We start from the raw sequence: 25833 nt of genomic DNA, 5'->3' as shown, positions 1-25833 counted from the left end.
GCGTACTCCTCAGAACAGGCCGCGGCACCCTCGGCACCTGCGGCTAAATCACGCCAATGCGTGGCATGAAGGAACAATTTGGGGCCAGTGCAGAACCCGGACACAGTCTATAGAAGCGTCAACGCCGCGCACATTAACCCTTGGTCGCGTCGTAGGCTACTTTTGCCTGCGCTACAACGCCAGTTTTCAATGCTCAAATCGCCGAAATCATTCGGTTTTTTCGCCACTGAGGCGTTCAAAAGCGTGACTGCTGCGCGTGACGAAACCTGTATCGGCACGAATCACAAAAAATGCGCCGATATCGTGTTTTTCTGCGTAGTCCCAACCGCGCTCGGGGCCGAGAATCAGCAACAGCGTCGATAAGCCATCGGCCATCAACGCGGAAGGATGAATCACCGTGACCGATGCCAGGTTATGTGAGACCGGCACACCGGTGCGCGCATCGAAAGTGTGGGAAAAACGCTGGCCGTCCTGCTCGAAGTAATTACGATAGTCGCCGGAGGTGGACAGGCCATAGCCGTCGACAACAATCACGCGCTCGGCCACCTGCCGATCATCCCGCGGCTCTTCCAGAGCGATGCGCCATGGCGAGCCATCAGCCTTCTTGCCGGACGCCTTGAGCTCGCCTGTCGCTTCGGCGAGGTAATCGTGGATGCCCATCGCCTCAAGTTTTGCGGCAATCGTATCCACCGCATAACCGGCGGCGATGCTGTTGAAATCGACCTCGACAGCGGCGTCCTTGCACAACTGGTCGCCATCGATGCGCAAGTGTTCGTGGCCGACGCGCTTGCGGGCTTCGGCGAGCGCTTCGGCAGCCGGGACTTTTTCCCCGCGAGCCTGCGGACCAAATCCCCAGAGATTGAGCAACGGCTCCACCGTCAGATCGTAGGAGCCGTCGCTTTGCACTGACATTAATTCGCCCACGCGGACCAATTCGAGGATCGACGCCGGCATTGCCTGACAGCCGTCGGCCGGCAATACATTGAAGCGCTCGATGTCCGAGTCGCTGCGGTAGGTGGACATTTGCCGGTCAATGTCAGCGAGGATTTGCTCGACCTGGACGCGGACCTCGTCCTGCGCCGGAAAGCCGGCATGGCGCACATACTTGATCGAATAAGTGCTGCCCATGGTCGGGCCGCCGAAGGTTTCCAGAGTGTCGCCGTTGCCGCAGGCGGACAGCATGATGATCAGAGCCCCAAGGCCATGCAGCCGCCATTTCAACAAATCCCGCCTCTCCAAGAATCCCTGACACGCCGCCAAGGCCAGCCATTATGCGACAGAACTGTAGGAGCGAGCCTGCTCGCGATGAGGCCATCACATTCAGCATCGATAGCTCTCTCAGACCGCTATCGCGAGCAGGCTCGCTCCTACATTGGATGGCTGGCGTGATCACTACCACGCAAACACCACCAAACCCTGTGGGAGCGGGCTTGGTCCGGGCGGCGATCCGACGAAGAGGCCATCACATTTCCTGTCAGACCGCTATCGCGAGCAGGCTCGCTCCCACATTGAATGACTGGCGTGATCACTACCACGCAAACACCACCAAACCCTGTGGGAGCGAGCCTGCTCGCGATGAGGCCAGTCCGAACAACACATCTCTCAACAGACAAAAGCAGCACAAACAAAAACGCCCCGACCAAGGTCGGGGCGCTTCATGTGCAGCTAAAGGCTTAGCGCGGGAATGCTGGCGGGTTTACACCGGCCATGTCTTCCATCACGCGAACCACCTGGCAGCTGTAACCGAACTCGTTGTCGTACCAGACGTACAGAACAACGCGGTTATCCTGGGTGATGGTCGCTTCAGCGTCCACTACGCCTGCGTGGCGCGAGCCAACGAAGTCGGTGGAAACCACTTCCTGGGAGCTCACGTAGTCGATCTGCTTGTGCAGATCCGAGTGCATGGCCATCTGGCGCAGGTACTCGTTGATCTCTTCGCGAGTGGTGGCCTTTTCCAGGTTCAGGTTCAGGATGGCCATCGACACGTTCGGCGTAGGAACGCGAATCGCGTTGCCGGTCAGCTTGCCCTTGAGCACTGGCAGCGCCTTGGCGGCTGCGGTGGCGGCACCGGTCTCGGTGATAACCATGTTCAGCGGCGCGGCGCGGCCACGACGGCTGCCCTTGTGGAAGTTGTCGATCAGGTTCTGGTCGTTGGTGAACGAGTGAACGGTTTCGACGTGGCCGTTGATGATGCCGTACTTGTCGTTGACTGCCTTGAGCACCGGCACGATGGCGTTGGTGGTGCAGGAAGCCGCCGAAATGATCTTGTCGTCAGGGGTGATTTCGCCATGGTTGATGCCATGCACGATGTTCTTCAGCGCGCCCTTGCCAGGTGCGGTGAGGATCACGCGGGCAGCGCCCGGGCAGGCCAGGTGCTGGCCCAGGCCGTCGGCGTCACGCCATACACCGGTGTTGTCGACGATCAGAGCGTTTTCGATGCCGTACTGGGTGTAGTCGACTTCGGCCGGGCTCTTGGCGTAGATAACCTGGATCAGGTTGCCGTTGGCGGTGATGGTGTTGTTGGCTTCATCGATAGTGATGGTGCCATCGAACGGGCCATGGACCGAGTCGCGGCGCAGCAGGCTGGCACGCTTGACCAGGTCGTTCTCGGCGCCCTTGCGGACAACGATGGCGCGCAGGCGCAGGCCGTCGCCACCACCGGTTTTCTCGATCAGGATGCGTGCCAGCAGACGGCCGATACGACCGAAGCCGTAGAGGACAACGTCGGTGCCTTTGCGGGCGGATGCGTTTTGCTGGCCAACCACGTCAGCCAGTTCTTCACGGACGAACTGCTCGGCAGTACGGCCATTGCCTTCGGCCTTGAATTTGGCCGCCAGCTTGCCCAGGTCCACCGAAGCGGCACCGAGCTTGAGCTCGCTCATCGCCTTGATCAGCGGGAATGTTTCGTGGACGGACAGCTCGCTTTCGTCGGACTGACGGTGACGAGCAAAGCGGTGAGCTTTGAGAATCGCAATGACTGAACGATTGATCAGGCTGCGGCCATAGATCGAGCTCACCACGTTGTTATTGCGGTAGAGCTGACCGATAAGCGGAATCATCGCTTCTGCGAGTGCTTCACGGTCGATCCATTCACCAAGACACTGGTCGGGCTTCTGAGTCACGGGAACCTTCCACATGTAGGGGCAGAAAAAAGGGGCTACATTATGCCGCCGAGTGAGCGCCGTAGCAATGCGCGCCCGTCGTGCTTTACGTAACAAATCGTCGTTCAAAAAAATCACGCATCGCGCCAGCCCAATAAAACCGGGGCTTTCAGCGCAGTCAATTTTTTGGTGGTCACGCTTCCTTGTCCGTAACCCTCCGTAACACTCGTTGTTTTTGCCACTACATATTCAGTAATTTTAGGTAAAAAACCGCCGAATTTTGTCTTTACCACTACATTTCGCCCAACCAGCGCTTTAGACGCAGTCAGCAACTGACAGGCGGCATCGTTGACCGCTACAATTGCCGACTTTGTCGCAACGCTTGGAGCTCAACCTTCCGTGCCCGTTCTGCGTCTACCGCTTCTCCCTGCCGCGGCAGGTAAACAGCACTGGGGCAACCTGCCCGGTGCCGCCCTGAGCCTGGCCATTGCCGAGGCCGCCAGCGCTGCCAAGCGCTTTACCCTGCTGCTGACCGCCGACAGCCAAAGTGCCGAACGGCTGGAACAGGAGCTGGGTTTCTTCGCCCCGGATTTGCCCGTATTGCACTTTCCCGACTGGGAAACCCTGCCCTACGACCTGTTCTCGCCGCACCAGGACATCATTTCCCAGCGCATCGCCAGCCTGTATCGGCTGCCGGAACTGAGCCATGGCGTGCTGGTGGTGCCGATCACGACCGCCCTGCATCGCCTCGCACCGACCAAATTCCTGCTCGGTAGCAGCCTGGTGCTGGATATCGGCCAGAAACTCGACGTCGAGCAAATGCGCTCCCGGCTTGAAGCCACGGGTTATCGCTACGTCGATACGGTGTATGAACACGGCGAGTTCACCGTTCGCGGTTCGCTGATCGATCTGTTCCCGATGGGCAGCAAGCTGCCGTATCGCATCGATCTGTTCGACGACGAAATCGAAACCCTGCGTACCTTTGACCCGGAAAACCAGCGGTCGATCGACAAGGTCGACTCGGTCAAGCTGTTGCCGGCCAAGGAATTCCCGCTGCAAAAAGAAGCGGTCACTCGCTTCAAGGCGCGGTTCCGCGAGCGCTTCGATGTCGACTTCCGCCGCTGCCCGATCTTCCAGGACTTGAGCAGCGGGATTACCCCGGCCGGTATCGAGTACTACCTGCCGCTGTTCTTCGAAGAAACCTCGACGCTGTTCGATTACCTGCCCCAGGACACGCAAGTGTTTTCCCTGCCGGGCATCGAGCAGGCCGCGGAAAACTTCTGGAACGACGTGCGCAATCGCTATGAAGAACGCCGCGTCGACCCGTCCCGTCCTTTATTACCGCCCGCCGAATTGTTCCTGCCGGTGGAAGACTGCTTCGCGCGCCTGAAAAACTGGCCGCGTGTGGTGGCCAGTCAACAGGACGTGGAAAGCGGTGGCGGTCGCGAGCGTTTCCCGGCTCGGGAGCTGCCCAACCTGGCCATCGAAGCCAAGGCCACTCAGCCGATGGCGGCACTGGCCGATTTCCTCGACCAGTTCCCCGGTCGCGTGTTGTTCACCGCCGAATCCGCAGGCCGCCGCGAAGTGTTGCTGGAGCTGCTGGAACGTCTGAAGCTGCGCCCGAAAACCGTCGATAGCTGGCCGGACTTTGTCGCTGGCAAGGAACGCCTGGCGATCACCATCGCACCGCTCGACGAAGGCTTGCTGCTGGACGACCCGGCCCTGGCTCTTGTCGCCGAAAGCCCGTTGTTCGGCCAGCGCGTAATGCAGCGCCGTCGCCGCGAAAAGCGCGCTGATGCCAATAACGATGCCGTGATCAAGAACCTCACCGAGCTGCGCGAAGGTGCGCCGGTGGTGCACATCGACCACGGCGTCGGCCGCTACCTGGGCCTGGCGACCCTGGAAATCGACAGCCAGACCGCCGAATTCCTCGCCCTGGAATACGCCGAAGGCGCCAAGCTTTATGTGCCGGTAGCCAACCTGCACCTGATCGCCCGCTACACCGGCAGCGACGATGCCCTGGCTCCGCTGCACCGCCTCGGCTCCGAGACCTGGCAGAAAGCCAAGCGCAAAGCCGCCGAACAGGTGCGTGACGTGGCCGCCGAGTTGCTCGACATCTATGCCCGCCGCGCCGCCCGCGAAGGCTACGCTTTCGCCGATCCGAAGGCCGACTACGCCACCTTCAGCGCCGGCTTCCCGTTCGAAGAAACCCCGGACCAGCAAACCACCATCGACGCAGTGCGCGAAGACATGCTTGCGCCCAAGCCGATGGATCGCCTGGTGTGCGGCGACGTTGGCTTCGGCAAGACCGAAGTGGCGATGCGCGCCGCGTTCATCGCCGTGCACGGCGGTCGCCAGGTAGCGATTCTGGTGCCGACCACCCTGCTCGCCCAGCAGCACTACAACAGCTTCCGCGACCGTTTTGCCGACTGGCCGGTGACCGTGGAAGTGATGAGCCGCTTCAAGTCGGCCAAGGAAGTGAATGCGGCGGTCGCGAACCTGGCCGAAGGCAGGATCGACATCGTCATCGGCACGCACAAGCTGCTGCAGGACGACGTGAAGATCAAAAACCTTGGCCTGGTGATCATCGACGAAGAGCACCGTTTCGGCGTTCGTCAGAAAGAACAGCTCAAGGCGCTGCGCAGCGAAGTCGACATCCTGACCCTGACCGCCACGCCGATTCCGCGCACGCTGAACATGGCGGTGTCGGGCATGCGCGACCTGTCGATCATCGCCACGCCGCCGGCCCGTCGCCTGTCGGTACGCACTTTCGTCATGGAGCAGAACAAGAGCACGGTCAAAGAGGCCCTGCTGCGTGAGCTGCTGCGTGGCGGCCAGGTCTACTACCTGCACAACGACGTGAAGACCATCGAGAAATGCGCCGCCGACCTCGCCGAACTGGTGCCGGAAGCACGGATCGGCATCGGCCACGGGCAGATGCGCGAACGCGAACTCGAACAGGTGATGAGCGACTTCTACCACAAGCGCTTCAACGTGCTGATCGCCTCGACCATCATCGAGACCGGCATCGACGTACCGAGCGCCAACACCATCATCATCGAGCGTGCCGACAAGTTCGGCCTGGCACAGTTGCACCAGTTGCGCGGTCGGGTCGGTCGCAGCCACCACCAGGCGTACGCCTACCTGCTGACGCCGCCACGCCAGCAAATCACCCCGGACGCGGAAAAGCGCCTGGAAGCGATTGCCAACACCCAGGACCTCGGCGCAGGCTTCGTGCTCGCCACCAACGACCTGGAAATCCGTGGCGCCGGCGAACTGCTCGGCGACGGCCAGAGCGGGCAGATCCAGGCCGTCGGCTTCACGCTGTACATGGAAATGCTCGAGCGCGCGGTGAAGTCGATCCGCAAGGGCGAGCAGCCAAACCTCGATCAACCGCTAGGCGGCGGTCCGGAAGTCAACTTGCGGGTACCGGCGTTGATCCCGGAAGACTACCTGCCGGATGTCCACGCCCGCCTGATTCTCTACAAGCGCATTGCCTCGGCCACCGACGAGGACGGCCTCAAGGATTTGCAGGTGGAGATGATCGACCGTTTCGGCCTGTTGCCGGAACCGACCAAGAACCTGATCCGCATCACTGCATTGAAATTGCAGGCCGAGCAACTGGGCATCAAGAAAGTCGATGGCGGCCCACAAGGCGGTCGCGTCGAGTTCGCCGCACAGACGCCGGTCGACCCGCTGACCCTGATCAAACTGATCCAGAGCCAGCCAAAACGCTACAAATTCGAAGGCGCCACGATGTTCAAGTTCATGGTTCCGATGGAGCGCCCGGAAGAGCGCTTTAATACTGTAGAGGCGCTGTTCGAGCGCCTCGTTCCGAAAACTGCTTGAAGGACGCCGCATGCGCCTGTTTCGCTCACTGACCTTGCTGACCCTGCTGATACCAGCGCTGATTGCACCCACGGCATTTGCCGATGACCTGTATCAGGTCGAAATGATTCTGGTCCGTCAAAACGCCGTGCCGGCGATTGTCAGCCGCGCCGCGCCGGAAGACTGGGCGGCTGGCGCCCAACCGGTCAGCCCCGACAGCCTGCGCACGCCAAGCCTGAATGGCGAGGTGGAAAAACTCACCAGCAGCGCCGACTACACGGTGTTGCTGCACAAGGCCTGGCAACAGCCCCTCGGCGAAACGGCCAGCAAAGTGGCGATCAGCGACGGCAAGGAACAGTATGGCCAGTACCCGATCGAGGGCACACTGAACATGAAACTGGGACGCTTTACCGACGTCGACGCCGATTTCTGGGTCAACCAGTTCGACGCCAATGGCATGGTGACTGCCAGCGAGCGCATGAAACAGGAAAGCCACACCAAGAACGGCCAGCTGAACTTCCTCGACAACGGCCACCTCGGCCTGCTGATCAAGATCACTTCGCTGACCGCCCCCGCACCCCGAGCAGCTCCCGAAGAAATTCCGGACTGATTCCCTATGTCCGCGACCCTGAGCAAACCCCTGGCACCATCCTGGGTCAGCCGATTCAAGGAACAGAGCCTGGAGCGTGGTCGCCGTTACGCGCTGGAGAATCGTGTCAGGATCGTCGAGGCCGGCGACGCCACGATCATTGCCGCCTGCGAAGGCTCTGGCGGTAACGTTTACCGTCAGACCATTCGCCTGCGCGAGTCAGCCAAAGGCACGCTGCTGATGGTCGACGCCACCTGCTCCTGCCCGGTCCACAACAACTGCAAACATTGTGCAGCGGTGCTCCTGCAAGTGCAGGAAACCCTCGACTACCCCGCTGCCGCCAAAGATGCCGAACTCCTGGAAAAGCTCCAGGCAGTCCTGGAAAACCGCAGCCCGAAAGCCCCGCCGCAAGTGCTGGTGGACAATGTGCAGCCCGTCCCGCGCCTGTGGCTGGCGAGCATCGAATTCAGCGCATTCGAACCGCGCAACGGCCGGATGCAACGCTACATCCAGCATCGAGCGGCACTGTCCTTCAGTTATCTGGATGAGTACGTTTGCGGGCAGAAAAACTCCGACATCCTGATACGCCAGGAAACCCAGACGCTGCGGATAAAACGCCACCCGGAAGTGGAACAGTCCTACCGCGAGCAGCTGCGAATCCTCGGCTTCAAAGTCGCCACCCGGCAAAGCAAGGCCTTGCCGGAAAGTGCCGGCGAGCTGTTCGAGATGGTCAATGACAGCGCCTGGCTGACCTTTACCCTCAATGAACTGCCGAAGCTGCGCACCCAGGGCTGGGAATTGCAGATCGACGAGGACTTCGGTTTCGACCTGACCGCGGTAGACGACTGGTACGCCACGGTCGAACAGGCACCGGAGCGCGACTGGTTCGATCTCGAACTGGGGATCATCGTCAACGGCGAACGCCTGAGCCTATTGCCGATCCTGCTCAACCTGATGCGCTCCCACACCGAAATCCTCAACCCGGAACGCCTGGCCCGACGCCGCGACGACGAGCTGATCCTGGTCAACATCCCCAATCGCCCGAATTCCGAGCACGGCCCGTTGCAAGTCGCCCTGCCCTTCGGCCGCTTGAAACCGGTGCTGGCCACCCTTGGCGAGTTCTACCTGCAAGAGCCCGGCGACACTACGCTGCGCCTGAGCAAGGCCGATGCCACGCGCCTGAACCCGCTGGAAGATATGCCGCTGCTCTGGGAGGGTGGCGAACAGATCCGCACCTTTGCCCAGCGCCTGCGTGACATCAAGGACCACACGGCCACCGCCCCGGACGGCCTGAATGCGACGCTGCGTCCGTATCAGCTCGAAGGCTTGAGCTGGATGCAGTCGCTGCGGCAGCTGGAAGTGGGTGGAATTCTCGCGGACGACATGGGCCTGGGCAAAACCCTGCAGACACTGGCGCACGTTCTGAGCGAGAAAAACGCCGGCCGCCTCGATCGGCCGTGCATGGTCGTGATGCCGACCAGCCTGATTCCCAACTGGCTCGACGAAGCGGCGCACTTTACGCCGCAGCTCAAGGTACTGGCGCTATACGGTGCCAGCCGCAAAAAGCACTTCGACAAGCTGGCTGACTACGATCTGATCCTGACCACCTATGCGCTGCTGCCCAAGGATGTCGAACGCCTGGCGGCGCAGCCATTGCACATACTGGTGCTGGACGAAGCGCAATACATCAAGAACCCGAACAGCAAGGCCGCACAGGCTGCCCGCGAGCTCAATGCCCGACAGCGCCTGTGCCTGAGCGGCACACCACTGGAAAACCATCTCGGTGAACTCTGGTCGCTGTTTCACTTCCTGTTGCCCGGCTGGCTGGGCGACGTCAAAAGCTTCAACCGCGATTACCGCGTGCCGATTGAAAAACGCACCAGCGAGGTCAGGCTCCAGCACCTCAACGGCCGGATCAAACCTTTCCTGCTGCGCCGCACCAAGGAACAGGTGGCCACCGAGTTGCCGCCGAAAACCGAGATCATCCACTGGGTCGAACTCAACGAAGCCCAGCGCGACGTGTACGAAACCATGCGCCTGGCCATGGACAAGAAAGTCCGTGACGAGATCACCCGCAAAGGCGTGGCCCGCAGCCAGATCATCATTCTCGAAGCACTGCTCAAGCTGCGTCAGGTGTGCTGCGACTTGCGCCTGGTCAACGAGGCGACCCTGCCAAGCCGTGGCAGCACGTCGGGCAAGCTCGACAGCCTGATGGAAATGCTCGAGGAATTGTTCGAGGAAGGTCGACGGATCCTGCTGTTCTCGCAGTTCACCTCGATGCTGTCACTGATCGAAGACGAACTGAACAAACGCGGCGTGGCCTACGCCCTGCTGACCGGCCAAACTCGCGACCGCCGCACCCCGGTGAAGGAATTCCAGAGCGGCAAGCGTCAGATATTTCTGATCAGTCTGAAGGCCGGTGGCGTTGGCCTGAACCTGACCGAGGCGGACACGGTGATTCATTACGACCCGTGGTGGAACCCGGCGACGGAAAACCAGGCGACCGACCGCGCGTATCGCATCGGCCAGGAGAAGCCGGTGTTCGTTTATAAAATGATTGCGCGCGGCACGGTAGAAGAGAAGATTCAGCACCTGCAAAAAGAAAAATCCGACCTCGCGGCCGGCGTGCTGGATGGGCGCAAGGCCGGGGACTGGAAGCTGCAGAGCGATGATATCGAGGCCTTGTTTGCGCCGCTGCCGGAAAACCTCGAAAAGCGCTGAGATCTGCGGCGCTTTTTAGTCCGCCATCGCGAGCAAGCTCGCTCCCACAGTGTCCGCGTCGAACGCAAATTCTACGAACGCCACTGAACCTGTAGGAGCGAGCTTGCTCGCGATGAGGTCAACTCGGTACCAAGCGGGACTCAGCCCTTGAGCACCCGCGCCAATGTCGATTTCACCTTGCCCATGCCGTCATGCAATGCCTGCTCGATCTCGGCCATGGTGATCACCGCCGTCGACTTGCCCGCCGCCGGGTTCACCACCAGCGCCAGACAGGCGTAATCCAGTTCCAGCTCGCGGGCCAGGGCCGCTTCCGGCATACCGGTCATGCCGACGATGTCGCAGCCATCGCGCTCCAGCCGGGCGATTTCAGCCACTGTCTCCAGGCGCGGCCCTTGCGTGCAGGCATACACGCCATGACTGCTGTAGCCCACACCTTCCGCCGCCAATGCCGCAATCAGTTGCTGGCGCAACGGTTCGCTGTAGGGGTAGCTGAAGTCGATATGGGTAACGTGTTCCAGGTCATCGGCAAAGTAGGTGTGCTCACGACCGCTGGTGTAGTCGATCAACTGATGCGGCACGCAGAAATGCCCGGTGCCCATGGCCGCATGGATGCCGCCCACGGCGTTGACCGCCAGAATGGCTTCGGCACCGGCCTGCTTCAGCGCCCAGAGGTTGGCGCGGTAGTTGACCTGATGCGGCGGAAAACGATGCGGGTGGCCGTGACGCGCGAGGAACAGCACTTCCTTGCCGGCATACTCGCCGATCTGAACGTCGGCCGAAGGCGCGCCATAAGGCGTGTCCACTGCCAGTGACTGGCGAATGCTCAGGCCTTCGAGTTGAGTCAGGCCAGTGCCACCGATAATCGCGTAAACCGTCATAACGAGCAGTCCTTAATCAATCAATTGAGCTTCTTTGAGCGCGCCGACAGCGGCCAGCCAGCGCGGGTCTTGACGGTATTCGGTACTGGCGAACGACTGGCCGCGCATCCGCGCAATGCGCTCGGAAGGCTTGACCTTCAAACGCTGGGCAGCGCTCAGGGCCAGTTCGGCGGCAGCGCGATCGTTGCACACCAGGCCCATGTCGCAACCGGCAGTCAGCGCCGCTTCGATACGGCTGGCGGCATCGCCGACCACATGAGCGCCTGCCATGGACAGGTCGTCACTGAAGATCACGCCATCGAACTGCAACTCGCCGCGCAGGATGTCCTGCAACCAGCGGCGGGAGAAACCTGCGGGCTGGGAATCGACTTGTGGATAAATAACGTGGGCCGGCATGACCGCGGCCAGTTGCTTGCTCAGTTTGGCAAACGGCACCAGATCATTGGCGCGGATCTCATCGAGACTGCGCTCATCATTCGGGATCGCGACGTGGGAATCGGCTTCGGCCCAGCCGTGACCGGGGAAGTGCTTGCCGGTGGCGGCCATGCCTGCGCTGTTCATGCCGCGGATAAATGCACCCGCGAGCAAGGCAGCGCGCTCGGGATCTCCTTCGAACGAACGGGTGCCGACAACGGCGCTGCGCTGGTAATCGAGGTCGAGCACCGGGGCGAAGCTCAGGTCCAGGCCAACGGCCAACACTTCGGTCGCCATGATCCAGCCGCACTGCTCGGCCAGGTATTCGGCGTTCGGATTGTCGGCAATGGCGCGCATGGCGGGCAAGCGCACGAAACCCTGGCGCAGGCGCTGCACTCGGCCACCCTCTTGATCCACCGCCAATAGCAGATCCGGACGAATGGCTCTGATCGCCGCACTCAATTCACGCACCTGGCGTGGATGCTCGATGTTGCGGGCAAAGATGATCAGGCCACCCACTTCGGGCTGGCGTAACAATTGGCGATCTTCAGCCGTCAGCCAGGTACCGGCGACGTCCACCATCAACGAGCCTTGCAAGCCAGCAGTCATAAAAATTCCTTGATAACAGTTAACCCGGCCCACACGGATTCGCCGCCTGGCACAGTGCCCGGCAGGTCGGCGATATCAATGGGAAACGGGTTCAGAACGAGAGTCGGCATGGGCGGCTAGCTTAGCGGATGTCAGCTGCCGCGCCCACCCGTGTGCGGTTAAACCTTGGCGGCAACCGGTGTCGATTTGCTGCGTGGACGCAACTGGGCCGTGGCCATGGCCGCATCCGTCACACCGGACTCGGCACGCATGCCGGCAGCCAGGAATGGCACCATCAGGCGCATGACCTGCTCGATGGAGGTGTTCACGCCGAAATCGGTTTCGGCAATCGCGCGCAAGGCCTTGATACCGGACATGCTGAACGCTGCCGCACCCAGCATGAAGTGCACGCGCCAGAACAGTTCGATGGGGGGAATACGTGGCGCCGCTTCGTTGACCAGCATCATGTAGCGGCGGAACACCTTGCCGTACATGTCTTCCAGATAACGACGCAAGTGCCCCTGGCTCTGACTGAACGCCAGCCCCAGCAAACGCATGAAGATAGACAGGTCGTTGCCACTGCGCGGTTGCACCACCAGTGCCTGTTCGACAAGGATCTCCAGCAACTCTTCGAGAGTGGGCTTGATGTCGGGCTTGGCCTGGCGCCGCTCCAGCTCTTTATCGAGACTGATGCAGAACGGCCCGAGGAACCGCGAGAAAACCGCTTGAATCAACGCCTTCTTCGAACCGAAGTGATAGTTCACCGCCGCCAGGTTGACACCGGCCTTGCTGGTGATCAGGCGCAACGAGGTTTCGGCGAAACCTTTTTCCGCGAACAACTGCTCGGCTGCATCAAGAATGCGTTCAACGGTTTCCGACTGGGCCATGGCTACTCCGCCTGACAAACACTTGTTTGAAACATACGTTTCAGCCTGTGCATTGTCAAGTCTGGCAGTTCGTTTCGGGAATGGTCGGTCAGACATTTAACCACACAACGGCGAAGCTTCAATCCACTGACTGTTCGACCGTCCGGCGGCGACTGAAAAATGGAGCATTGCCAAGACCGCCTTACTGTATATAATCCCAGTCACTGTATAAAAAAACAGAGCGATCGATATGCTAAAGCTGACGCCACGACAAGCAGAGATTCTGGCCTTCATCAAACGCTGCCTGGAAGACAACGGGTATCCACCCACCCGCGCGGAAATCGCTCAGGAACTGGGTTTCAAGTCACCCAATGCGGCGGAAGAACACCTCAAGGCTCTGGCCCGCAAGGGTGCAATCGAGATGACGCCTGGCGCCTCCCGTGGCATCCGCATCCCCGGCTTCGAAGCCAAGGCCGACGATTCCACCCTGCCGATCATTGGCCGGGTCGCGGCCGGCGCCCCGATTCTTGCGCAGCAACACATCGAAGAGTCCTGCAACATCAATCCCGCCTTCTTCCATCCGCGCGCCGACTACCTGCTGCGCGTCCACGGGATGAGCATGAAGGATATCGGCATTTTCGACGGCGACCTGCTGGCGGTCCACACCACCCGCGAAGCCCGTAACGGCCAGATCGTGGTGGCGCGAATCGGCGACGAAGTGACCGTCAAGCGCTTCAAGCGTGACGGCAGCAAAGTCTGGCTGATCGCCGAGAACCCCGAGTTCGCCCCTATTGAAGTGAACCTTCAAGACCAGGAACTGGTGATCGAAGGCTTGAGTGTCGGCGTCATTCGCCGCTAAAGGAGGCTCCATGCAGTTCCCACAGCCATCACCACAGCAAACCCAACTGCCGTTGTTCGAAGCGTTCATGGCACAGCCATTGGCGCCGATCCTGAAAGACGTAGTCGAGTCCCCCTGGAGCGCCGAACCTGACGTTTTCAGCGAGCTGTCACTGCGTGGTGCAGCCGGGAACTGCCTGAACCTTCTGGCACCGATCCTCAGGGAATTGAGCCAGGACCAGGACGCACGCTGGCTGACACTGATCGCGCCGCCCGCCAGCCTGACTCAAGCCTGGTTGCGAGATGCCGGCCTCAACCGCGAACGCATTCTGTTGCTGCAACCGCGGGGCACCCAGAGCGCCCAGCAACTGACCTGCGAAGCCCTGCGCCTAGGTCGTAGCCACACGGTGGTCAGCTGGATCAACCCGTTGAGCTCCCAATCGCGGCAACAACTGATCAGCGCCGCCCGCACCGGGGACGCTCAGAGCCTGAATATTCGACTGGGATAACCGGCAGACAAGACGCGCGCTTCACCGCGCAAGGCTTCTCAAGGGACAGAGAAGCCGATGAGTAACGACATCAAGAAAAGCGACAGACGGGGGTCAATGAAGAACCCGCGACCCCTCTTCCTTGTCGAATTCGCCTTCAACCAGGCGACCGGCCATCTGAACACCCACGCTCAACATCGCCTTGGCGACTTCCACGTGCTGGCCTTGCAGGAATGCCTTGGCGTCCTCGGAGAAATCCAAAGTAACCAGAGAACCCTCGTCCTCGGCCCTGCGCAGCTCGATACGGCCGTCTGGTAACTCGACAATTTCTAGAAAGGACGTTGGCATAAAGGACTGTTCTCCACGAAAGGCGGGGATTATATAGGCATCGCGAGGGCTTCGCTTGGGATCTTGACCAGATGTCATCCCAAAAATGTTTCTGTCAGCACTCGTTCAGGCCTTCGCGAAAGCGGATCGCCAACCCCTTCAGATTCTGGCGCCAGCTCTCCAGCTCCTCCCGACTCAGCTCCTCCACTGCCTCCTCTTCATCCAGATTGACAGCCTGAATCAGTGGCTGGGTCACGTCCCCTTTCGGCTTGTGGGGTGCGCGTGGCGGCTGAAACAGCGCAGCATGGGCGGCCAACAGCTTGGCCAGCCAGGTCTCCGGGTTATTGGCCAACTCGACCAGCTCAGCCATTTCCGGAATGGCGATGGTTTCCAGCACCTCGCGAGTCAGCAACAACTCTGCACGGGGCGCATTGGCTTGGGGCAAGCGATAGAAACCGGCGATTTCGTGACACAGACCCAACAGCGCGCCGTACAGGTGAAACAACGCGGATTCGCGTCCGGCCTGGATCAGCGCCAGCGAATTCATCGCCCGACCCTCTTCAGTGCGGGCCAGTGCTTCGAGCGACAAGCCGGCGAAATAAATCTTCTGATTGGTACGGGTATACAGTTCGTGGGCCATGACGGCAGCCTCCACAACGAAATAATTGCTTCATGCAGGTTGGACAGTGTCGTGGATCAGCCGATCCAACCGCAAGCCCAAAACAACCAAGGCCGCATGAAAACCCAAGGGTTCTCATGCGGCCTTGCGCACTGTAGGAGCGAGCTTGCTCCGGGCGGCGTTCCGACGATGGACCTGAGAGCAACGCGGGCATTCTGAAGGCCCGCGTCATCGTTGACGACCATCGCGAGCAAGCTCGCTCCTACAGGGGGATTGGCGGCTTTAAGCCTTGGCTGCCGGGCGCTTGTCTTCGACCGTCCACTTACCGCCGTCGTAGAACGCTTTCCAGCCAGTCGGCTTACCCTCGACCTCAGTCTGCACGTACTGTTCCTTGGTCTTGCGACTGTAACGAATCACAGTCGGGAGGCCATCCGGATCTTTCTTCGGCGCTTCGCAGAGGAAGTGATACTTCGGATCGATCTCATCCTTGTGCGGGACGATTTCCATCACCAACGGAGCACGGGTCTCGCGGTTTTTCGGGAACTGGCTGGCCGCCAGGAACAGACCGGATGCACCGTCGCGCAGGATGTAGGTGTCGTTGACCTTTTCGCATTTCAGCTCAGGCATCTTCACCGGATCCATCTTCGGCGGCGCCGCGTCACCGCTCTTCAGCAGTTTGCGGGTGTTCTTGCACGTCGCGTTGGTGCAACCGAAGAACTTGCCGAAACGGCCGGTCTTGAGTTGCATCTCGCTGCCACACTTGTCGCACTCCAGGCTCGGACCTTCATAGCCTTTGATGCGATAAGTGCCCTCTTCGATTTCGTAGCCATCGCAATCCGGGTTGTTACCGCAGATGTGCAGCTTGCGCTTTTCATCGAGCAGGTAGGCATCCATCGCCGTGCTGCAGATCGGGCAGCGATGCTTGCCACGCAACACCAGCGACTCCGACTCACCCTCGTCGTCCGCAGCGATTTCGTCGCCCGGCACCAGGTTGACAGTGGCCTTGCAGCGTTCTTTCGGCGGCAGGCTGTAGCCCGAGCAACCGAGGAACACACCGGTCGACGCAGTACGGATCTGCATTGGCCGGCCACAGGTGGTGCACGGAATGTCAGTCATGACCGGCTGATTGGCCCGCATGCCGTTTTCCGGGCTTTCGGCTACTTCGAGTTTCTTCTTGAAGTCGCCGTAGAACTCGTCGAGTACGTTTTTCCAGTCGCGTTCGCCCTGGGCCACGTCATCGAGATGCTCTTCCATGCCGGCGGTGAAGCCGTAGTCCATCAGGTTGGAGAAGCTCTCGGCCAGACGCTCGGTGACGATGTCGCCCATCTTTTCCGAATAGAAACGACGGTTGTGCAGCGCCACGTAGCCGCGGTCCTGGATGGTTGAAATGATCGCCGCGTAGGTCGAAGGACGACCGATGCCGCGTTTTTCCATTTCTTTTACCAGGCTGGCTTCCGAGTAACGCGCCGGCGGCTTGGTGAAGTGCTGGGTCGGATCAAGCTTGATCAGCTTCATCGCGTCGCCCTGGGCCATGTCCGGCAGTACGTCGTCATCTCCCGGCTTGGCGATTTGCGGCATGACGCGGGTGTAACCATCGAACTTCAGGATGCGGCCCTTGGCGCGCAGCTCGAAGTCGCCGGCACCGACAGTGACGGTGGTCGACAGGTATTGCGCCGGCAGCATCTGGCAAGCGAGGAACTGGCGCCAGATCAGCTCGTAGAGGCGCTCAGCGTCACGCTCCATGCCCGACAGCTTGCTTGGCTCGGTATTGGCGTCGGACGGACGAATCGCTTCGTGAGCCTCTTGTGCGCCTTCCTTGCTGCTGTAGACGTTCGGGGTTTCCGGCAGGTACTTCTTGCCGAACTCGCCTTCAATATAGGTACGCGCCATCGCCACGGCATCAACCGAAAGGTTGGTGGAGTCGGTACGCATGTAGGTGATGTAGCCGGCTTCGTACAAACGCTGGGCCATCATCATGGTCTTCTTCACACCGAAGCCCAGGCGGTTACTCGCGGCCTGTTGCAGGGTGGAGGTGATGAACGGCGCCGACGGCTTGCTGCTGGTCGGTTTGTCTTCACGCTTGACGATGCTGTAGCTGGAAGCCTTGAGCTTCTCCAGCGCGGCCATGGCCTGGGTTTCGTTGAGCGGCTTGAAGGCTTCGCCTTTCTCGCGGGCCACATCGAAACGCACGGTCGCGCCTTTGGCGGTACCGAGGTCGGCGTGAACTTCCCAGTACTCTTCCGGGATGAACGCGCGGATTTCACGTTCGCGCTCGACCACCAGCTTCACGGCAACCGATTGCACGCGACCGGCGGACAGACCGCGAGCGATCTTGGCCCACAGCAGCGGCGAAACCATGTAGCCCACCACGCGGTCGAGGAAACGACGCGCCTGCTGGGCGTTGACACGATCGATATCCAGCTCGCCTGGCTTTGAGAAGGCTTCCTGAATCGCTTTCTTGGTAATTTCGTTGAACACCACGCGCTTGTAGCGGGTGTCGTCACCACCGATGGCTTCGCGCAGGTGCCAGGCAATGGCTTCTCCCTCGCGGTCCAAGTCGGTTGCGAGATAGATGGTGTCAGCATCCTTGGCGAGCCGGCGCAGCTCTTCGATGACTTTTTCCTTGCCCGGGAGGATCTCGTACTTGGCTTTCCAGCCATGATCCGGATCGACACCCATGCGCGCGACCAGCTGCTTGCGCGCTTTTTCTTTCGGCGACAGTGCCGGCACTTCACCCGCAGCAGCCTTGCCGCGCTTGGCGGCTGGCTCTTTGCTGGCGCTAGCCGAACCGCTGGTGGGCAGGTCTCGGATATGGCCGATACTCGACTTCACCACGTATTCGTTGCCCAAATACTTGTTGATGGTCTTGGCCTTAGCCGGGGATTCCACAATGACCAGCGATTTGCCCATGGATCAGAAAATTCCTGAATTCGAGAAGTGAAAGGCGGTTGGCGCCTGACGCGGCACCGCTATATATAGTGGCAACAAGGTGAGGTCAAGCGCAGGGTTTTGCGCGCACTCAGCTTATGGCTTGTTGAAAAGGCTTTCTTCGGCCTGCACCAAAGCAAAGCGTGGCATCTGTTCGCCGTCAACTTCGACGGACTCCAGGAACATGCTCAAGGGACGCACCCAAAAGCCGTAATCGCCATACAGGGCTTGATAGAAGACCACTTCTTCTTCGGTTTCCGAATGCCGCGCAACACTGAATACGCGGTACTGCGGACCTTTGTAATGTTGGTAGAGCCCGGGTTGTATCGGCATGCTTTGGCCCTCACTGAAATTTTTTCAAAATAAAAATAAAAATAAATCCGGAAAAACAAAAACCGGGGCACTTGGCCCCGGCTTCCATCAACGAGACGCTTAAACGCGTTCGAAGACGGTGGAGATGCCTTGGCCGAGACCAATGCACATGGTGGCTACCCCGAAGGTACCGCCATTCTGCTTCATCACATTGAGCAAAGTGCCGGAGATACGCGCACCGGAGCAACCGAACGGGTGACCCAGGGCGATCGCGCCGCCGTGCAGGTTAACCTTCTCGTTCATCTTGTCGAGCACTTTCAGATCTTTCAGCACTGGCAGGGCCTGTGCGGCGAAAGCTTCGTTGAGCTCGAAGAAGTCGATGTCGGAGATGCCCAGACCCGCGCGCTTCAATGCTTTTTGTGTGGCCGGTACTGGACCATAGCCCATGATTGCCGGATCCACACCTGCCACTGCCATCGAGCGAATCACCGCCATAGGCTGAATGCCCAGGTCCTGTGCGCGTTGCGCCGACATCACGATCATGCATGAGGCACCATCGGTGATCTGCGACGAGGTACCGGCTGTCACGGTGCCGCCCTTTGGATTGAACGCCGGCTTCAGAGCCGCCAGGCTTTCCAGGGTGGTTTCCGGACGAATGGTTTCGTCGTAGTCGAAGGTTTTCAGGAAACCGTTCTCGTCGTAGCCCTGCATCGGGATGATTTCGTCCTTGAACTTGCCTTCCACGGTCGCCTTGTGGGCGAGTTGGTGGGAGCGCACGCCGAAAGCGTCCTGTTGCTCGCGAGTGATGCCGTGCATCTTGCCCAGCATTTCCGCGGTCAGGCCCATCATGCCCGAGGCTTTCGCCGCGTACAGCGACATGTGCGGGTTCGGATCGACACCGTGCATCATGCTCACGTGGCCCATATGCTCGACGCCACCAACCACGAAGACGTCACCATTACCGGTCATGATCGCTTGCGCAGCAGTGTGCAGAGCGCTCATGGACGAGCCACACAGGCGGCTGACGGTCTGGCCGGCCGAGGTGTGCGGGATCTGGGTCATCAGCGACGCCATGCGCGCGATGTTCCAGCCCTGCTCCAGGGTCTGGTTCACACAGCCCCAGATCACGTCTTCGACTTCGCTCGGGTCGACCTTGACGTTACGTTCCAGCAGTTTGCTGATCAGGTGCGCCGACATGTCTTCGGCGCGGGTGTTGCGGTGCATGCCGCCCTTGGAGCGGCCCATCGGAGTACGACCGAAGTCGACAATCACGACGTCTCTAGGATTCAAGCTCATAAGTTCACTCTCACTCTAGTTGGGGGCGCTTAACCGAAGAAGCTCTGGCCGTTCTTGGCCATTTCGCGCAGCTTCGCGGTCGGGTGGTACAGCGCGCCCAAATCAGCGTACTGGTCAGCCAGGGCAACGAACTCTGCCACACCGAGCGAGTCGATGTAACGCAGCGCACCGCCACGGAATGGAGGGAAACCAATACCGTAGACCAGACCCATGTCGGCTTCGGCAGCGGTTTCGACGATGCCGTCTTCCAGGCAACGCACGGTTTCCAGGCACAGCGGGATCATCATCCAGTTGATGATGTCTTCGTCGGTGACTTCGCGCTGCTCGTAAACGATCGGCTTGAGCACTTCCAGTACCGAAGGATCGGCCACTTTCTTCTGCTTGCCGCGCTTGTCGGTCTCGTAGGCGTAGAAGCCCTTGCCATTCTTCTGGCCCAGGCGCTTGGCTTCGTAGAGCACGTCGACGGCCGAGCGACGGTCGTCTTTCATGCGGTCCGGGAAGCCTTCAGCCATCACGTCACGGCCGTGGTGACCGGTGTCGATGCCGACCACGTCCATCAGGTAGGCCGGGCCCATTGGCCAGCCGAATTTTTCCATGATCTTGTCGATACGGACGAAGTCCACACCGGCGCTGACCAGCTTGGCGAAACCGCCGAAGTACGGGAACAGGACGCGGTTGACCAGGAAGCCCGGGCAGTCATTGACCACGATCGGGTTCTTGCCCATTTTCTTGGCGTAGGCAACGGTGGTGGCAACCGCCAGCTCGCTGGACTTCTCGCCACGGATCACTTCCACCAGCGGCATCATGTGCACTGGGTTGAAGAAGTGCATGCCGACGAAGTTTTCCGGACGCTTGAGGGCCTTGGCCAGCAAGGTGATGGAAATGGTCGAGGTGTTGGACGCGAGGATGGTGTCCTCTTTGACCTGGTCTTCAACTTCGGCCAGTACGGCTTGCTTGACCTTCGGGTTCTCGACGACCGCTTCCACCACCAGGTCCACGTGACCGAAGTCGCCGTAAGACAGGGTTGGACGAATGCCGTTGAGTACTTCAGCCATTTTCGCAGCGGTCATGCGACCTTTATCAACGCGGCCAACCAGCAGTTTGGCGGCTTCGGCCAGACCCTGCTCGATACCGTGCTCGTTGATGTCCTTCATCAGGATCGGCGTGCCTTTGGAAGCCGACTGATAGGCGATACCGCCACCCATGATGCCGGCGCCCAGTACGGCGGCCTGCTTCACGTCCTTGGCGATTTCGTCGTAGGCCTTGGCCTTTTTCTTCAGTTCCTGATCGTTCAGGAACAAGCCGATCAAGCTCTGCGCGGCAGAGGTCTTGGCCAGCTTGACGAAACCGGCAGCTTCAATTTCCAGCGCCTTGTCGCGACCGAAGTTCGCGGCTTTCTGGATGGTCTTGATCGCCTCAACCGGCGCCGGGTAGTTCGGGCCAGCCTGACCGGCCACGAAACCCTTGGCGGTTTCGAAAGCCATCATTTGTTCGATGGCGTTCAGCTTGAGCTTTTCCAGCTTCGGCTGGCGCTTGGCCTTGTAGTCGAACTCGCCGGAGATGGCGCGCTTGACCAGTTCCAGCGCAGCATCCTGCAGCTGCTCTGGAGCAACCACTGCGTCGACGGCGCCGACTTTCAGCGCGTCTTCAGGACGGTTTTCCTTGCCGGCGGCAATCCACTCGATGGCGTTGTCGGCACCGATCAGGCGCGGCAGGCGCACGGTACCGCCGAAGCCCGGGTAGATGCCCAGCTTGACTTCCGGCAGACCGATCTTGGCCTTGGTGGACATGACGCGGTAGTCCGCCGCCAGGCACATTTCCAGACCGCCACCCAACGCGATGCCGTTGATCGCGGCTACGGTCGGGACGTTGAGGTCTTCGAAATCGCTGAAAATCTTGTTGGCTTCGAGGTTGCCAGCAACAAGTTCTGCATCCGGCAGCTTGAAGTTGTCGACAAATTCGGTGATGTCGGCGCCGACGATGAAGACGTCCTTGCCACTGCTGACGATCACGCCCTTGATCGAAGCATCTGCCTTGATGGTGTCTACGGCCTGACGCAGTTCGTTCAGGGTTAGACGGTTGAACTTGTTGACGGACTCACCCTTGAGGTCGAACTTCAGTTCGACGATGCCACTTTCAAGAGCCTTAACCGTGATGGCTTTACCTTCGTAAATCATCAACTGATCTCCACGATATGGAAGCTGAACAGTACACGTCGGACGCAGGCGAATGGCTTGGCAGGGACGTTGATCGTCAATGCTACGCCCATTCCCCCGGCACACCCGCCAACGCGATAGTCGGGATTCTGTAGGAGCGATCTGAAATACAAACGCTCAATTCATACGCCCGTTTGATTTGGGTACGTCACCTTCACGGAATTTCCGACAATTGTCAATCGCCTGAAAAACGGGTTGAAACGCGACTTTCCGGTCATTTCCGTACTGCGAAGACCTTAAACACGCCGAAGCATGCAAGGTCATTCATAGAATCAATTGTTAGAAAAGTCGCCCTAATTCGCTGCAGCCCGTGTTTAACAAGCTACGCTGGCGAAACTAGGGGAAAAAGTTGAACGCTTTGGCGAATGCCCAGCGTAAGATCAGCCCACACCGTTTTACCGGCCTGCCTGGCCAACCCCGCCCGATGATTTTGTCGGGCTTTTTATTGCCTGCATGAAAACCTGTAGGAGCGAGCCTGCTCGCGATGAACGTCAACGATGACGCTGTTAGCCTGACACCCAGCGGCGCCCTCAGGTTCATCGCGAGCGGGCTCGCTCCTACAGGGGTTCAGGCGAGGGCTTTGAGGGTGGCATCGATCTGTTGCAACACCTCGGCCTCGCCCTTTTCGCCCCAATACAAGGCGATTATTTGCTTGTCGGCCTCGACCTTGAAGACATTGCCTGGCAATTTTTCGAAATGATCGAGCAGCGGCCGATCTTCACAGATTTCCTGCCATTGATTGACCCAGACACCCGGTGATTTTTGCCAGTAACTCCAGCACGCCGGCTGGCTGCCACGCCGCGGACGATGATACTGGGCGCAGGGGCTCGGCGGCTCCTGGCTGAGCCAGTGCGGCCACTCCTGAGGTGCCAGTTGCATGGCCAGCCCGATGCGCCGGGCCTCCATCCGCAAGGCAATGCGCCCGCTCTGAACTCGCGACGGCCGCAACCATGCCAGCGGGCTCAGCACCACCAACAGGATTGACACCACTATCCAGACCGTCATATCTGTACTCCCGAATTTGAATGAGCCCATTGTGTCACTTTGGAACCAATGCGCTTGAAACCAGCCATACTTACCAATATTGCATCCCTCAGGAGGAGCACCTCATGCCCTACAACCATATTCTGGTCGCTGTAGATCTGACCGAAGAGTGCGACCCTGTCATCCACCGCGCTCGCGAACTGTCGGTGAGCAATGGCGCGAAATTGTCGCTGGTGCACATTGTCGAGCCGATGGCGATGGCCTTCGGCGGCGACGTGCCTATGGACCTGTCACAACTGCAACAGCAGCAGTTCGATCAGGCCAAGGAGCGCCTTGACCGCCTGAAGCACAAATACTCAGAGCTTGAGAGCTCCAATTGCCACCTCACCTACGGCCAGCCACGCCAGGAAATCCATCACTTCGCCAAGGAACAGCAATGCGATCTGATCGTGGTCGGCAGCCATGGCCGGCACGGCCTGGCACTGCTGCTGGGCTCCACCGCCAATGACGTGCTGCATGGCGCGCCTTGCGATGTGCTGGCGGTGCGTCTGCAGAACAAATCCTGACAACACCTGACCCCTGTGGGAGCGAGCCTGCTCGCGATAGCGATCTGACATTCAACATCTTCATCGATTGTCAGTCCGTCATCGCGAGCAGGCTCGCTCCCACATTGGATCTGCAACAGCCCGCAGATCGCATTGCATATGAAAAGCCCGGCATTCACACAAGTGAGCCGGGCTTTTTTTATTGCGGGGTCAATCAGGCATCCAGCTCAGCCCAACGCTCGACCATGATGTCGAGCTCAGCCTGCAACTGCTCCAGCTGAGCAATCACCGCAGCGGTTTCCGCAGCTGGACGCTGATAGAAGCCCGCATCGGCCATCTGCGCCTCAACGGCGGCAATCTGTTGTTCCATGGCTTCGATCTGCCCCGGCAACGCTTCCAGCTCGCGCTGCAACTTGTAGCTGAGCTTTTTCTTCGCCACTGGCACTTCGACGACCGCCGCAACCGGCGCAGGCTCGGCCTTCACTACAGCGGAGTTCAGGTCAGCCTTGCCGGACTTGCTCTCGGTCACACCCAGCAGGCGCGGCGAGCCGCCCTGGCGCAGCCAGTCCTGGTAGCCACCGACGTACTCGCGAACCTTGCCTTCACCTTCGAAGACCAGGGTGCTGGTGACCACGTTGTCGAGGAATGCCCGGTCGTGGCTGACCATCAGTACGGTGCCGTTGAAGGTCAGCAAGACCTCTTCGAGCAGTTCGAGGGTTTCGACGTCGAGGTCGTTGGTCGGTTCGTCGAGTACCAGCAGGTTCGCCGGCTTGCTGAACAGCTTGGCCAGCAACAGACGGGCACGCTCACCACCGGACAGTGCCTTGACCGGCGTGCGGGCACGCTGCGGGCTGAACAGGAAGTCGCCGAGGTAGCTCAGCACGTGGCGGCTCTGGCCGTCGATATCGATGAAGTCGCGACCTTCGGCCACGTTGTCGATCACGGTTTTTTCCAGGTCCAACTGATGGCGCAACTGGTCGAAGTAGGCAACATCGATCCTGGTGCCCTCTTCCACTTTGCCGCTGGTCGGTTGCAGACCGCTGAGCATCAACTTCAGCAACGTGGTCTTGCCGGTACCGTTGGCGCCGAGCAGACCGATACGGTCGCCACGCTGCAGCACCATGGAGAAGTCCTTGATCAGGAACGGCCCGCCCGGGTGAGCGAAGCTCACATTCTCGAGCACCATGACCTGCTTACCGGACTTGTCGGCGGTATCCAACTGAATGTTGGCCTTGCCGGTACGCTCACGACGCTCGCTACGCTCGACGCGCAAGGCTTTCAGTGCACGGACACGACCTTCGTTACGGGTACGACGGGCCTTGATGCCCTGGCGAATCCACACTTCTTCCTGGGCCAGGCGCTTGTCGAACAGCGCGTTAGCAGTGGCTTCGGCAGCGAGTTCAGCTTCCTTGTGCACCAGGAAACTGGCGTAGTCGCCGTTCCAGTCGATCAGGCCGCCGCGATCCAGTTCGAGGATGCGGGTTGCCAGGTTCTGCAGGAAAGAACGGTCGTGCGTGATGAACAGCACGGCGCCCTGGAAATCCTTCAGCGCTTCTTCAAGCCAGGCGATGGCACCGATGTCCAGGTGGTTGGTCGGTTCGTCGAGCAGCAGCAGGTCCGGCTCGGACACCAGGGCCTGGGCCAGCAGGACGCGACGACGCCAGCCGCCGGACAACTCGGCGAGGGTCTTGTCGGCCGGCAGCTGCAGGCGGCTCAGGGTGCTGTCGACCAGGGTCTGCAAGCGCCAGCCGTCACGGGCTTCGAGGTCGTGTTGGACGTGCATCAGTTTGTCCAGATCGGCGTCGGTGACGCAGTTCTGGCTCAGGTGGTGATATTCGGCGAGCAAGGCGCCAACGCCGTCCAGGCCTTCGGCCACCACGTCGAACACTGTCCGCTCGTCGGCCACCGGCAATTCTTGCGGCAATTCGCCGATCTTGAGTCCTGGTGCGCGCCAAACGGAGCCGTCATCGGGCTTCTGGTCGCCCTTGACGAGCTTCATCATGCTGGACTTGCCAGTGCCATTGCGGCCGATGATGCACACCCGCTCACCACGGGCGATCTGCCAGGACACCTTGTCCAACAACGGCATAGCGCCGAAAGCAAGGGACACATCGCTGAATTTGAGCAGGGTCATGAGCTTCTCCAAAAACCGGGCGCGCATTCTACCTGACTTGAGGCTTCAGAAGGCCGGCAATTTCACTCTCGTAGCACTCTGCATGACAAATGTTGCGAACTGACGCGGGAAGACCCGCAAAGCTTTCACCGGCTGCTGGCAAAAGGCTAAGCTACAGACAAT

At 60.0% G+C, this 25833-nt stretch carries 19 protein-coding genes; 6 read left to right on the top strand and 13 right to left on the bottom strand.

The window, feature by feature from the left end; all coding sequences use genetic code 11:
• Positions 1-207 precede the first annotated feature (207 nt).
• Positions 208-1182 (bottom strand): FAD:protein FMN transferase, encoded by a 975-nt coding sequence (locus WHX55_RS09225; protein WP_353743030.1) that lies wholly within the window; start codon positions 1180-1182, stop codon positions 208-210.
• A 491-nt stretch (positions 1183-1673) separates the two neighbouring features.
• A complete protein-coding gene (locus WHX55_RS09220) occupies positions 1674-3137 on the bottom strand; it encodes a glyceraldehyde-3-phosphate dehydrogenase (RefSeq protein WP_046041409.1) in 1464 nt (487 codons plus the stop codon).
• Between the two features lie 363 nt (positions 3138-3500).
• Between WHX55_RS09220 and mfd the strand changes: the two genes are divergently transcribed.
• From mfd to WHX55_RS09205, 3 genes are read left to right on the top strand one after another with little or no spacing between them, the layout of a single operon-like run.
• Positions 3501-6950: a transcription-repair coupling factor gene (mfd, locus tag WHX55_RS09215; RefSeq protein WP_353742429.1), complete on the top strand. Its 3450-nt coding sequence runs from the start codon at positions 3501-3503 to the stop codon at positions 6948-6950.
• Between the two features lie 10 nt (positions 6951-6960).
• Complete coding sequence (locus WHX55_RS09210; RefSeq protein WP_150758842.1) at positions 6961-7539, top strand: CsiV family protein; 579 nt, start codon at positions 6961-6963, stop codon at positions 7537-7539.
• Positions 7540-7545: 6 nt separating this feature from the next.
• Positions 7546-10239 carry a DEAD/DEAH box helicase gene (locus WHX55_RS09205; protein WP_150724707.1) on the top strand — a complete coding sequence of 898 codons (2694 nt, stop codon included), beginning with the start codon at positions 7546-7548 and terminating at the stop codon, positions 10237-10239.
• A gap of 140 nt (positions 10240-10379) precedes the next feature.
• Here WHX55_RS09205 and WHX55_RS09200 read toward each other — a convergent pair whose 3' ends face one another.
• The 3 genes from WHX55_RS09200 to WHX55_RS09190 form a co-directional block, all read right to left on the bottom strand.
• Complete coding sequence (locus tag WHX55_RS09200; RefSeq protein ID WP_007974037.1) at positions 10380-11117, bottom strand: S-methyl-5'-thioinosine phosphorylase; 738 nt, start codon at positions 11115-11117, stop codon at positions 10380-10382.
• Between the two features lie 12 nt (positions 11118-11129).
• Positions 11130-12140 (bottom strand): beta-N-acetylhexosaminidase, encoded by a 1011-nt coding sequence (gene nagZ, locus WHX55_RS09195; RefSeq protein ID WP_056722002.1) that lies wholly within the window; start codon positions 12138-12140, stop codon positions 11130-11132.
• Between the two features lie 158 nt (positions 12141-12298).
• Complete coding sequence (locus tag WHX55_RS09190) at positions 12299-13006, bottom strand: TetR/AcrR family transcriptional regulator (protein WP_150724705.1); 708 nt, start codon at positions 13004-13006, stop codon at positions 12299-12301.
• Positions 13007-13235: 229 nt separating this feature from the next.
• On the opposite strand from WHX55_RS09190, the gene lexA reads away from it, so the two are divergent.
• The gene (lexA, locus tag WHX55_RS09185; RefSeq protein ID WP_007995278.1) at positions 13236-13844 is read left to right on the top strand and encodes a transcriptional repressor LexA; all 609 of its coding nucleotides are present in this window, start codon (positions 13236-13238) and stop codon (positions 13842-13844) included.
• Positions 13845-13854: 10 nt separating this feature from the next.
• The gene (gene sulA / locus WHX55_RS09180) at positions 13855-14331 is read left to right on the top strand and encodes an SOS-induced cell division inhibitor SulA (RefSeq protein WP_150758844.1); all 477 of its coding nucleotides are present in this window, start codon (positions 13855-13857) and stop codon (positions 14329-14331) included.
• A gap of 93 nt (positions 14332-14424) precedes the next feature.
• Here sulA and WHX55_RS09175 read toward each other — a convergent pair whose 3' ends face one another.
• The 7 genes from WHX55_RS09175 to WHX55_RS09145 form a co-directional block, all read right to left on the bottom strand.
• Entirely contained in the window at positions 14425-14658 is a 234-nt protein-coding gene (locus tag WHX55_RS09175; protein WP_046041430.1) for a hypothetical protein, read from the bottom strand.
• A 94-nt stretch (positions 14659-14752) separates the two neighbouring features.
• Entirely contained in the window at positions 14753-15277 is a 525-nt protein-coding gene (locus tag WHX55_RS09170; RefSeq protein WP_150724703.1) for a DUF6586 family protein, read from the bottom strand.
• 261 nt (positions 15278-15538) lie between these two features.
• On the bottom strand, positions 15539-18166 hold the full coding sequence (topA, locus tag WHX55_RS09165; protein WP_150755196.1) for a type I DNA topoisomerase: 2628 nt from the start codon (positions 18164-18166) through the stop codon (positions 15539-15541).
• A gap of 114 nt (positions 18167-18280) precedes the next feature.
• Positions 18281-18517 carry a DUF1653 domain-containing protein gene (locus WHX55_RS09160; RefSeq protein ID WP_353742428.1) on the bottom strand — a complete coding sequence of 79 codons (237 nt, stop codon included), beginning with the start codon at positions 18515-18517 and terminating at the stop codon, positions 18281-18283.
• Between the two features lie 99 nt (positions 18518-18616).
• On the bottom strand, positions 18617-19792 hold the full coding sequence (gene fadA, locus WHX55_RS09155) for an acetyl-CoA C-acyltransferase FadA (RefSeq protein WP_007974051.1): 1176 nt from the start codon (positions 19790-19792) through the stop codon (positions 18617-18619).
• A 29-nt stretch (positions 19793-19821) separates the two neighbouring features.
• Complete coding sequence (gene fadB, locus WHX55_RS09150) at positions 19822-21969, bottom strand: fatty acid oxidation complex subunit alpha FadB (protein ID WP_150724700.1); 2148 nt, start codon at positions 21967-21969, stop codon at positions 19822-19824.
• Between the two features lie 606 nt (positions 21970-22575).
• Positions 22576-23013: a hypothetical protein gene (locus tag WHX55_RS09145; protein WP_223441998.1), complete on the bottom strand. Its 438-nt coding sequence runs from the start codon at positions 23011-23013 to the stop codon at positions 22576-22578.
• A 104-nt stretch (positions 23014-23117) separates the two neighbouring features.
• Here WHX55_RS09145 and WHX55_RS09140 point away from each other — a divergent pair, with 104 nt between their 5' ends.
• A complete protein-coding gene (locus WHX55_RS09140; RefSeq protein ID WP_150724698.1) occupies positions 23118-23558 on the top strand; it encodes a universal stress protein in 441 nt (146 codons plus the stop codon).
• 193 nt (positions 23559-23751) lie between these two features.
• On the opposite strand, the gene WHX55_RS09135 is transcribed toward WHX55_RS09140, so the two are convergent.
• Positions 23752-25671 (bottom strand): ATP-binding cassette domain-containing protein, encoded by a 1920-nt coding sequence (locus WHX55_RS09135; RefSeq protein ID WP_150724697.1) that lies wholly within the window; start codon positions 25669-25671, stop codon positions 23752-23754.
• Positions 25672-25833 lie beyond the last annotated feature (162 nt).

The sequence above is a fragment of the Pseudomonas fluorescens genome (assembly GCF_040448305.1).
In the GTDB taxonomy this organism is placed as follows: domain Bacteria; phylum Pseudomonadota; class Gammaproteobacteria; order Pseudomonadales; family Pseudomonadaceae; genus Aquipseudomonas; species Aquipseudomonas fluorescens_BH.
The sequence above is the reverse complement of the archived record's forward strand: the minus strand, read 5'-3'. Positions and strand labels throughout refer to the sequence as shown.

What these genes read in the sequence shown, in the direction of transcription:
- WHX55_RS09225 (WP_353743030.1), bottom strand. Translation starts at nt 1,182, where the DNA reads ATGCTGTCCGCCTGCGGCAACGGCGACACTCTGGAAACCTTCGGCGGC.
- WHX55_RS09220 (WP_046041409.1), bottom strand. Translation starts at nt 3,137, where the DNA reads ATGTGGAAGGTTCCCGTGACTCAGAAGCCCGACCAGTGTCTTGGTGAA.
- WHX55_RS09210 (WP_150758842.1), top strand. Translation starts at nt 6,961, where the DNA reads ATGCGCCTGTTTCGCTCACTGACCTTGCTGACCCTGCTGATACCAGCG.
- WHX55_RS09205 (WP_150724707.1), top strand. Translation starts at nt 7,546, where the DNA reads ATGTCCGCGACCCTGAGCAAACCCCTGGCACCATCCTGGGTCAGCCGA.
- WHX55_RS09200 (WP_007974037.1), bottom strand. Translation starts at nt 11,117, where the DNA reads ATGACGGTTTACGCGATTATCGGTGGCACTGGCCTGACTCAACTCGAA.
- nagZ (WP_056722002.1), bottom strand. Translation starts at nt 12,140, where the DNA reads ATGACTGCTGGCTTGCAAGGCTCGTTGATGGTGGACGTCGCCGGTACC.
- WHX55_RS09190 (WP_150724705.1), bottom strand. Translation starts at nt 13,006, where the DNA reads ATGGCCCAGTCGGAAACCGTTGAACGCATTCTTGATGCAGCCGAGCAG.
- lexA (WP_007995278.1), top strand. Translation starts at nt 13,236, where the DNA reads ATGCTAAAGCTGACGCCACGACAAGCAGAGATTCTGGCCTTCATCAAA.
- sulA (WP_150758844.1), top strand. Translation starts at nt 13,855, where the DNA reads ATGCAGTTCCCACAGCCATCACCACAGCAAACCCAACTGCCGTTGTTC.
- WHX55_RS09175 (WP_046041430.1), bottom strand. Translation starts at nt 14,658, where the DNA reads ATGCCAACGTCCTTTCTAGAAATTGTCGAGTTACCAGACGGCCGTATC.
- WHX55_RS09170 (WP_150724703.1), bottom strand. Translation starts at nt 15,277, where the DNA reads ATGGCCCACGAACTGTATACCCGTACCAATCAGAAGATTTATTTCGCC.
- topA (WP_150755196.1), bottom strand. Translation starts at nt 18,166, where the DNA reads ATGGGCAAATCGCTGGTCATTGTGGAATCCCCGGCTAAGGCCAAGACC.
- WHX55_RS09160 (WP_353742428.1), bottom strand. Translation starts at nt 18,517, where the DNA reads ATGCCGATACAACCCGGGCTCTACCAACATTACAAAGGTCCGCAGTAC.
- fadA (WP_007974051.1), bottom strand. Translation starts at nt 19,792, where the DNA reads ATGAGCTTGAATCCTAGAGACGTCGTGATTGTCGACTTCGGTCGTACT.
- fadB (WP_150724700.1), bottom strand. Translation starts at nt 21,969, where the DNA reads ATGATTTACGAAGGTAAAGCCATCACGGTTAAGGCTCTTGAAAGTGGC.
- WHX55_RS09145 (WP_223441998.1), bottom strand. Translation starts at nt 23,013, where the DNA reads ATGACGGTCTGGATAGTGGTGTCAATCCTGTTGGTGGTGCTGAGCCCG.
- WHX55_RS09140 (WP_150724698.1), top strand. Translation starts at nt 23,118, where the DNA reads ATGCCCTACAACCATATTCTGGTCGCTGTAGATCTGACCGAAGAGTGC.
- WHX55_RS09135 (WP_150724697.1), bottom strand. Translation starts at nt 25,671, where the DNA reads ATGACCCTGCTCAAATTCAGCGATGTGTCCCTTGCTTTCGGCGCTATG.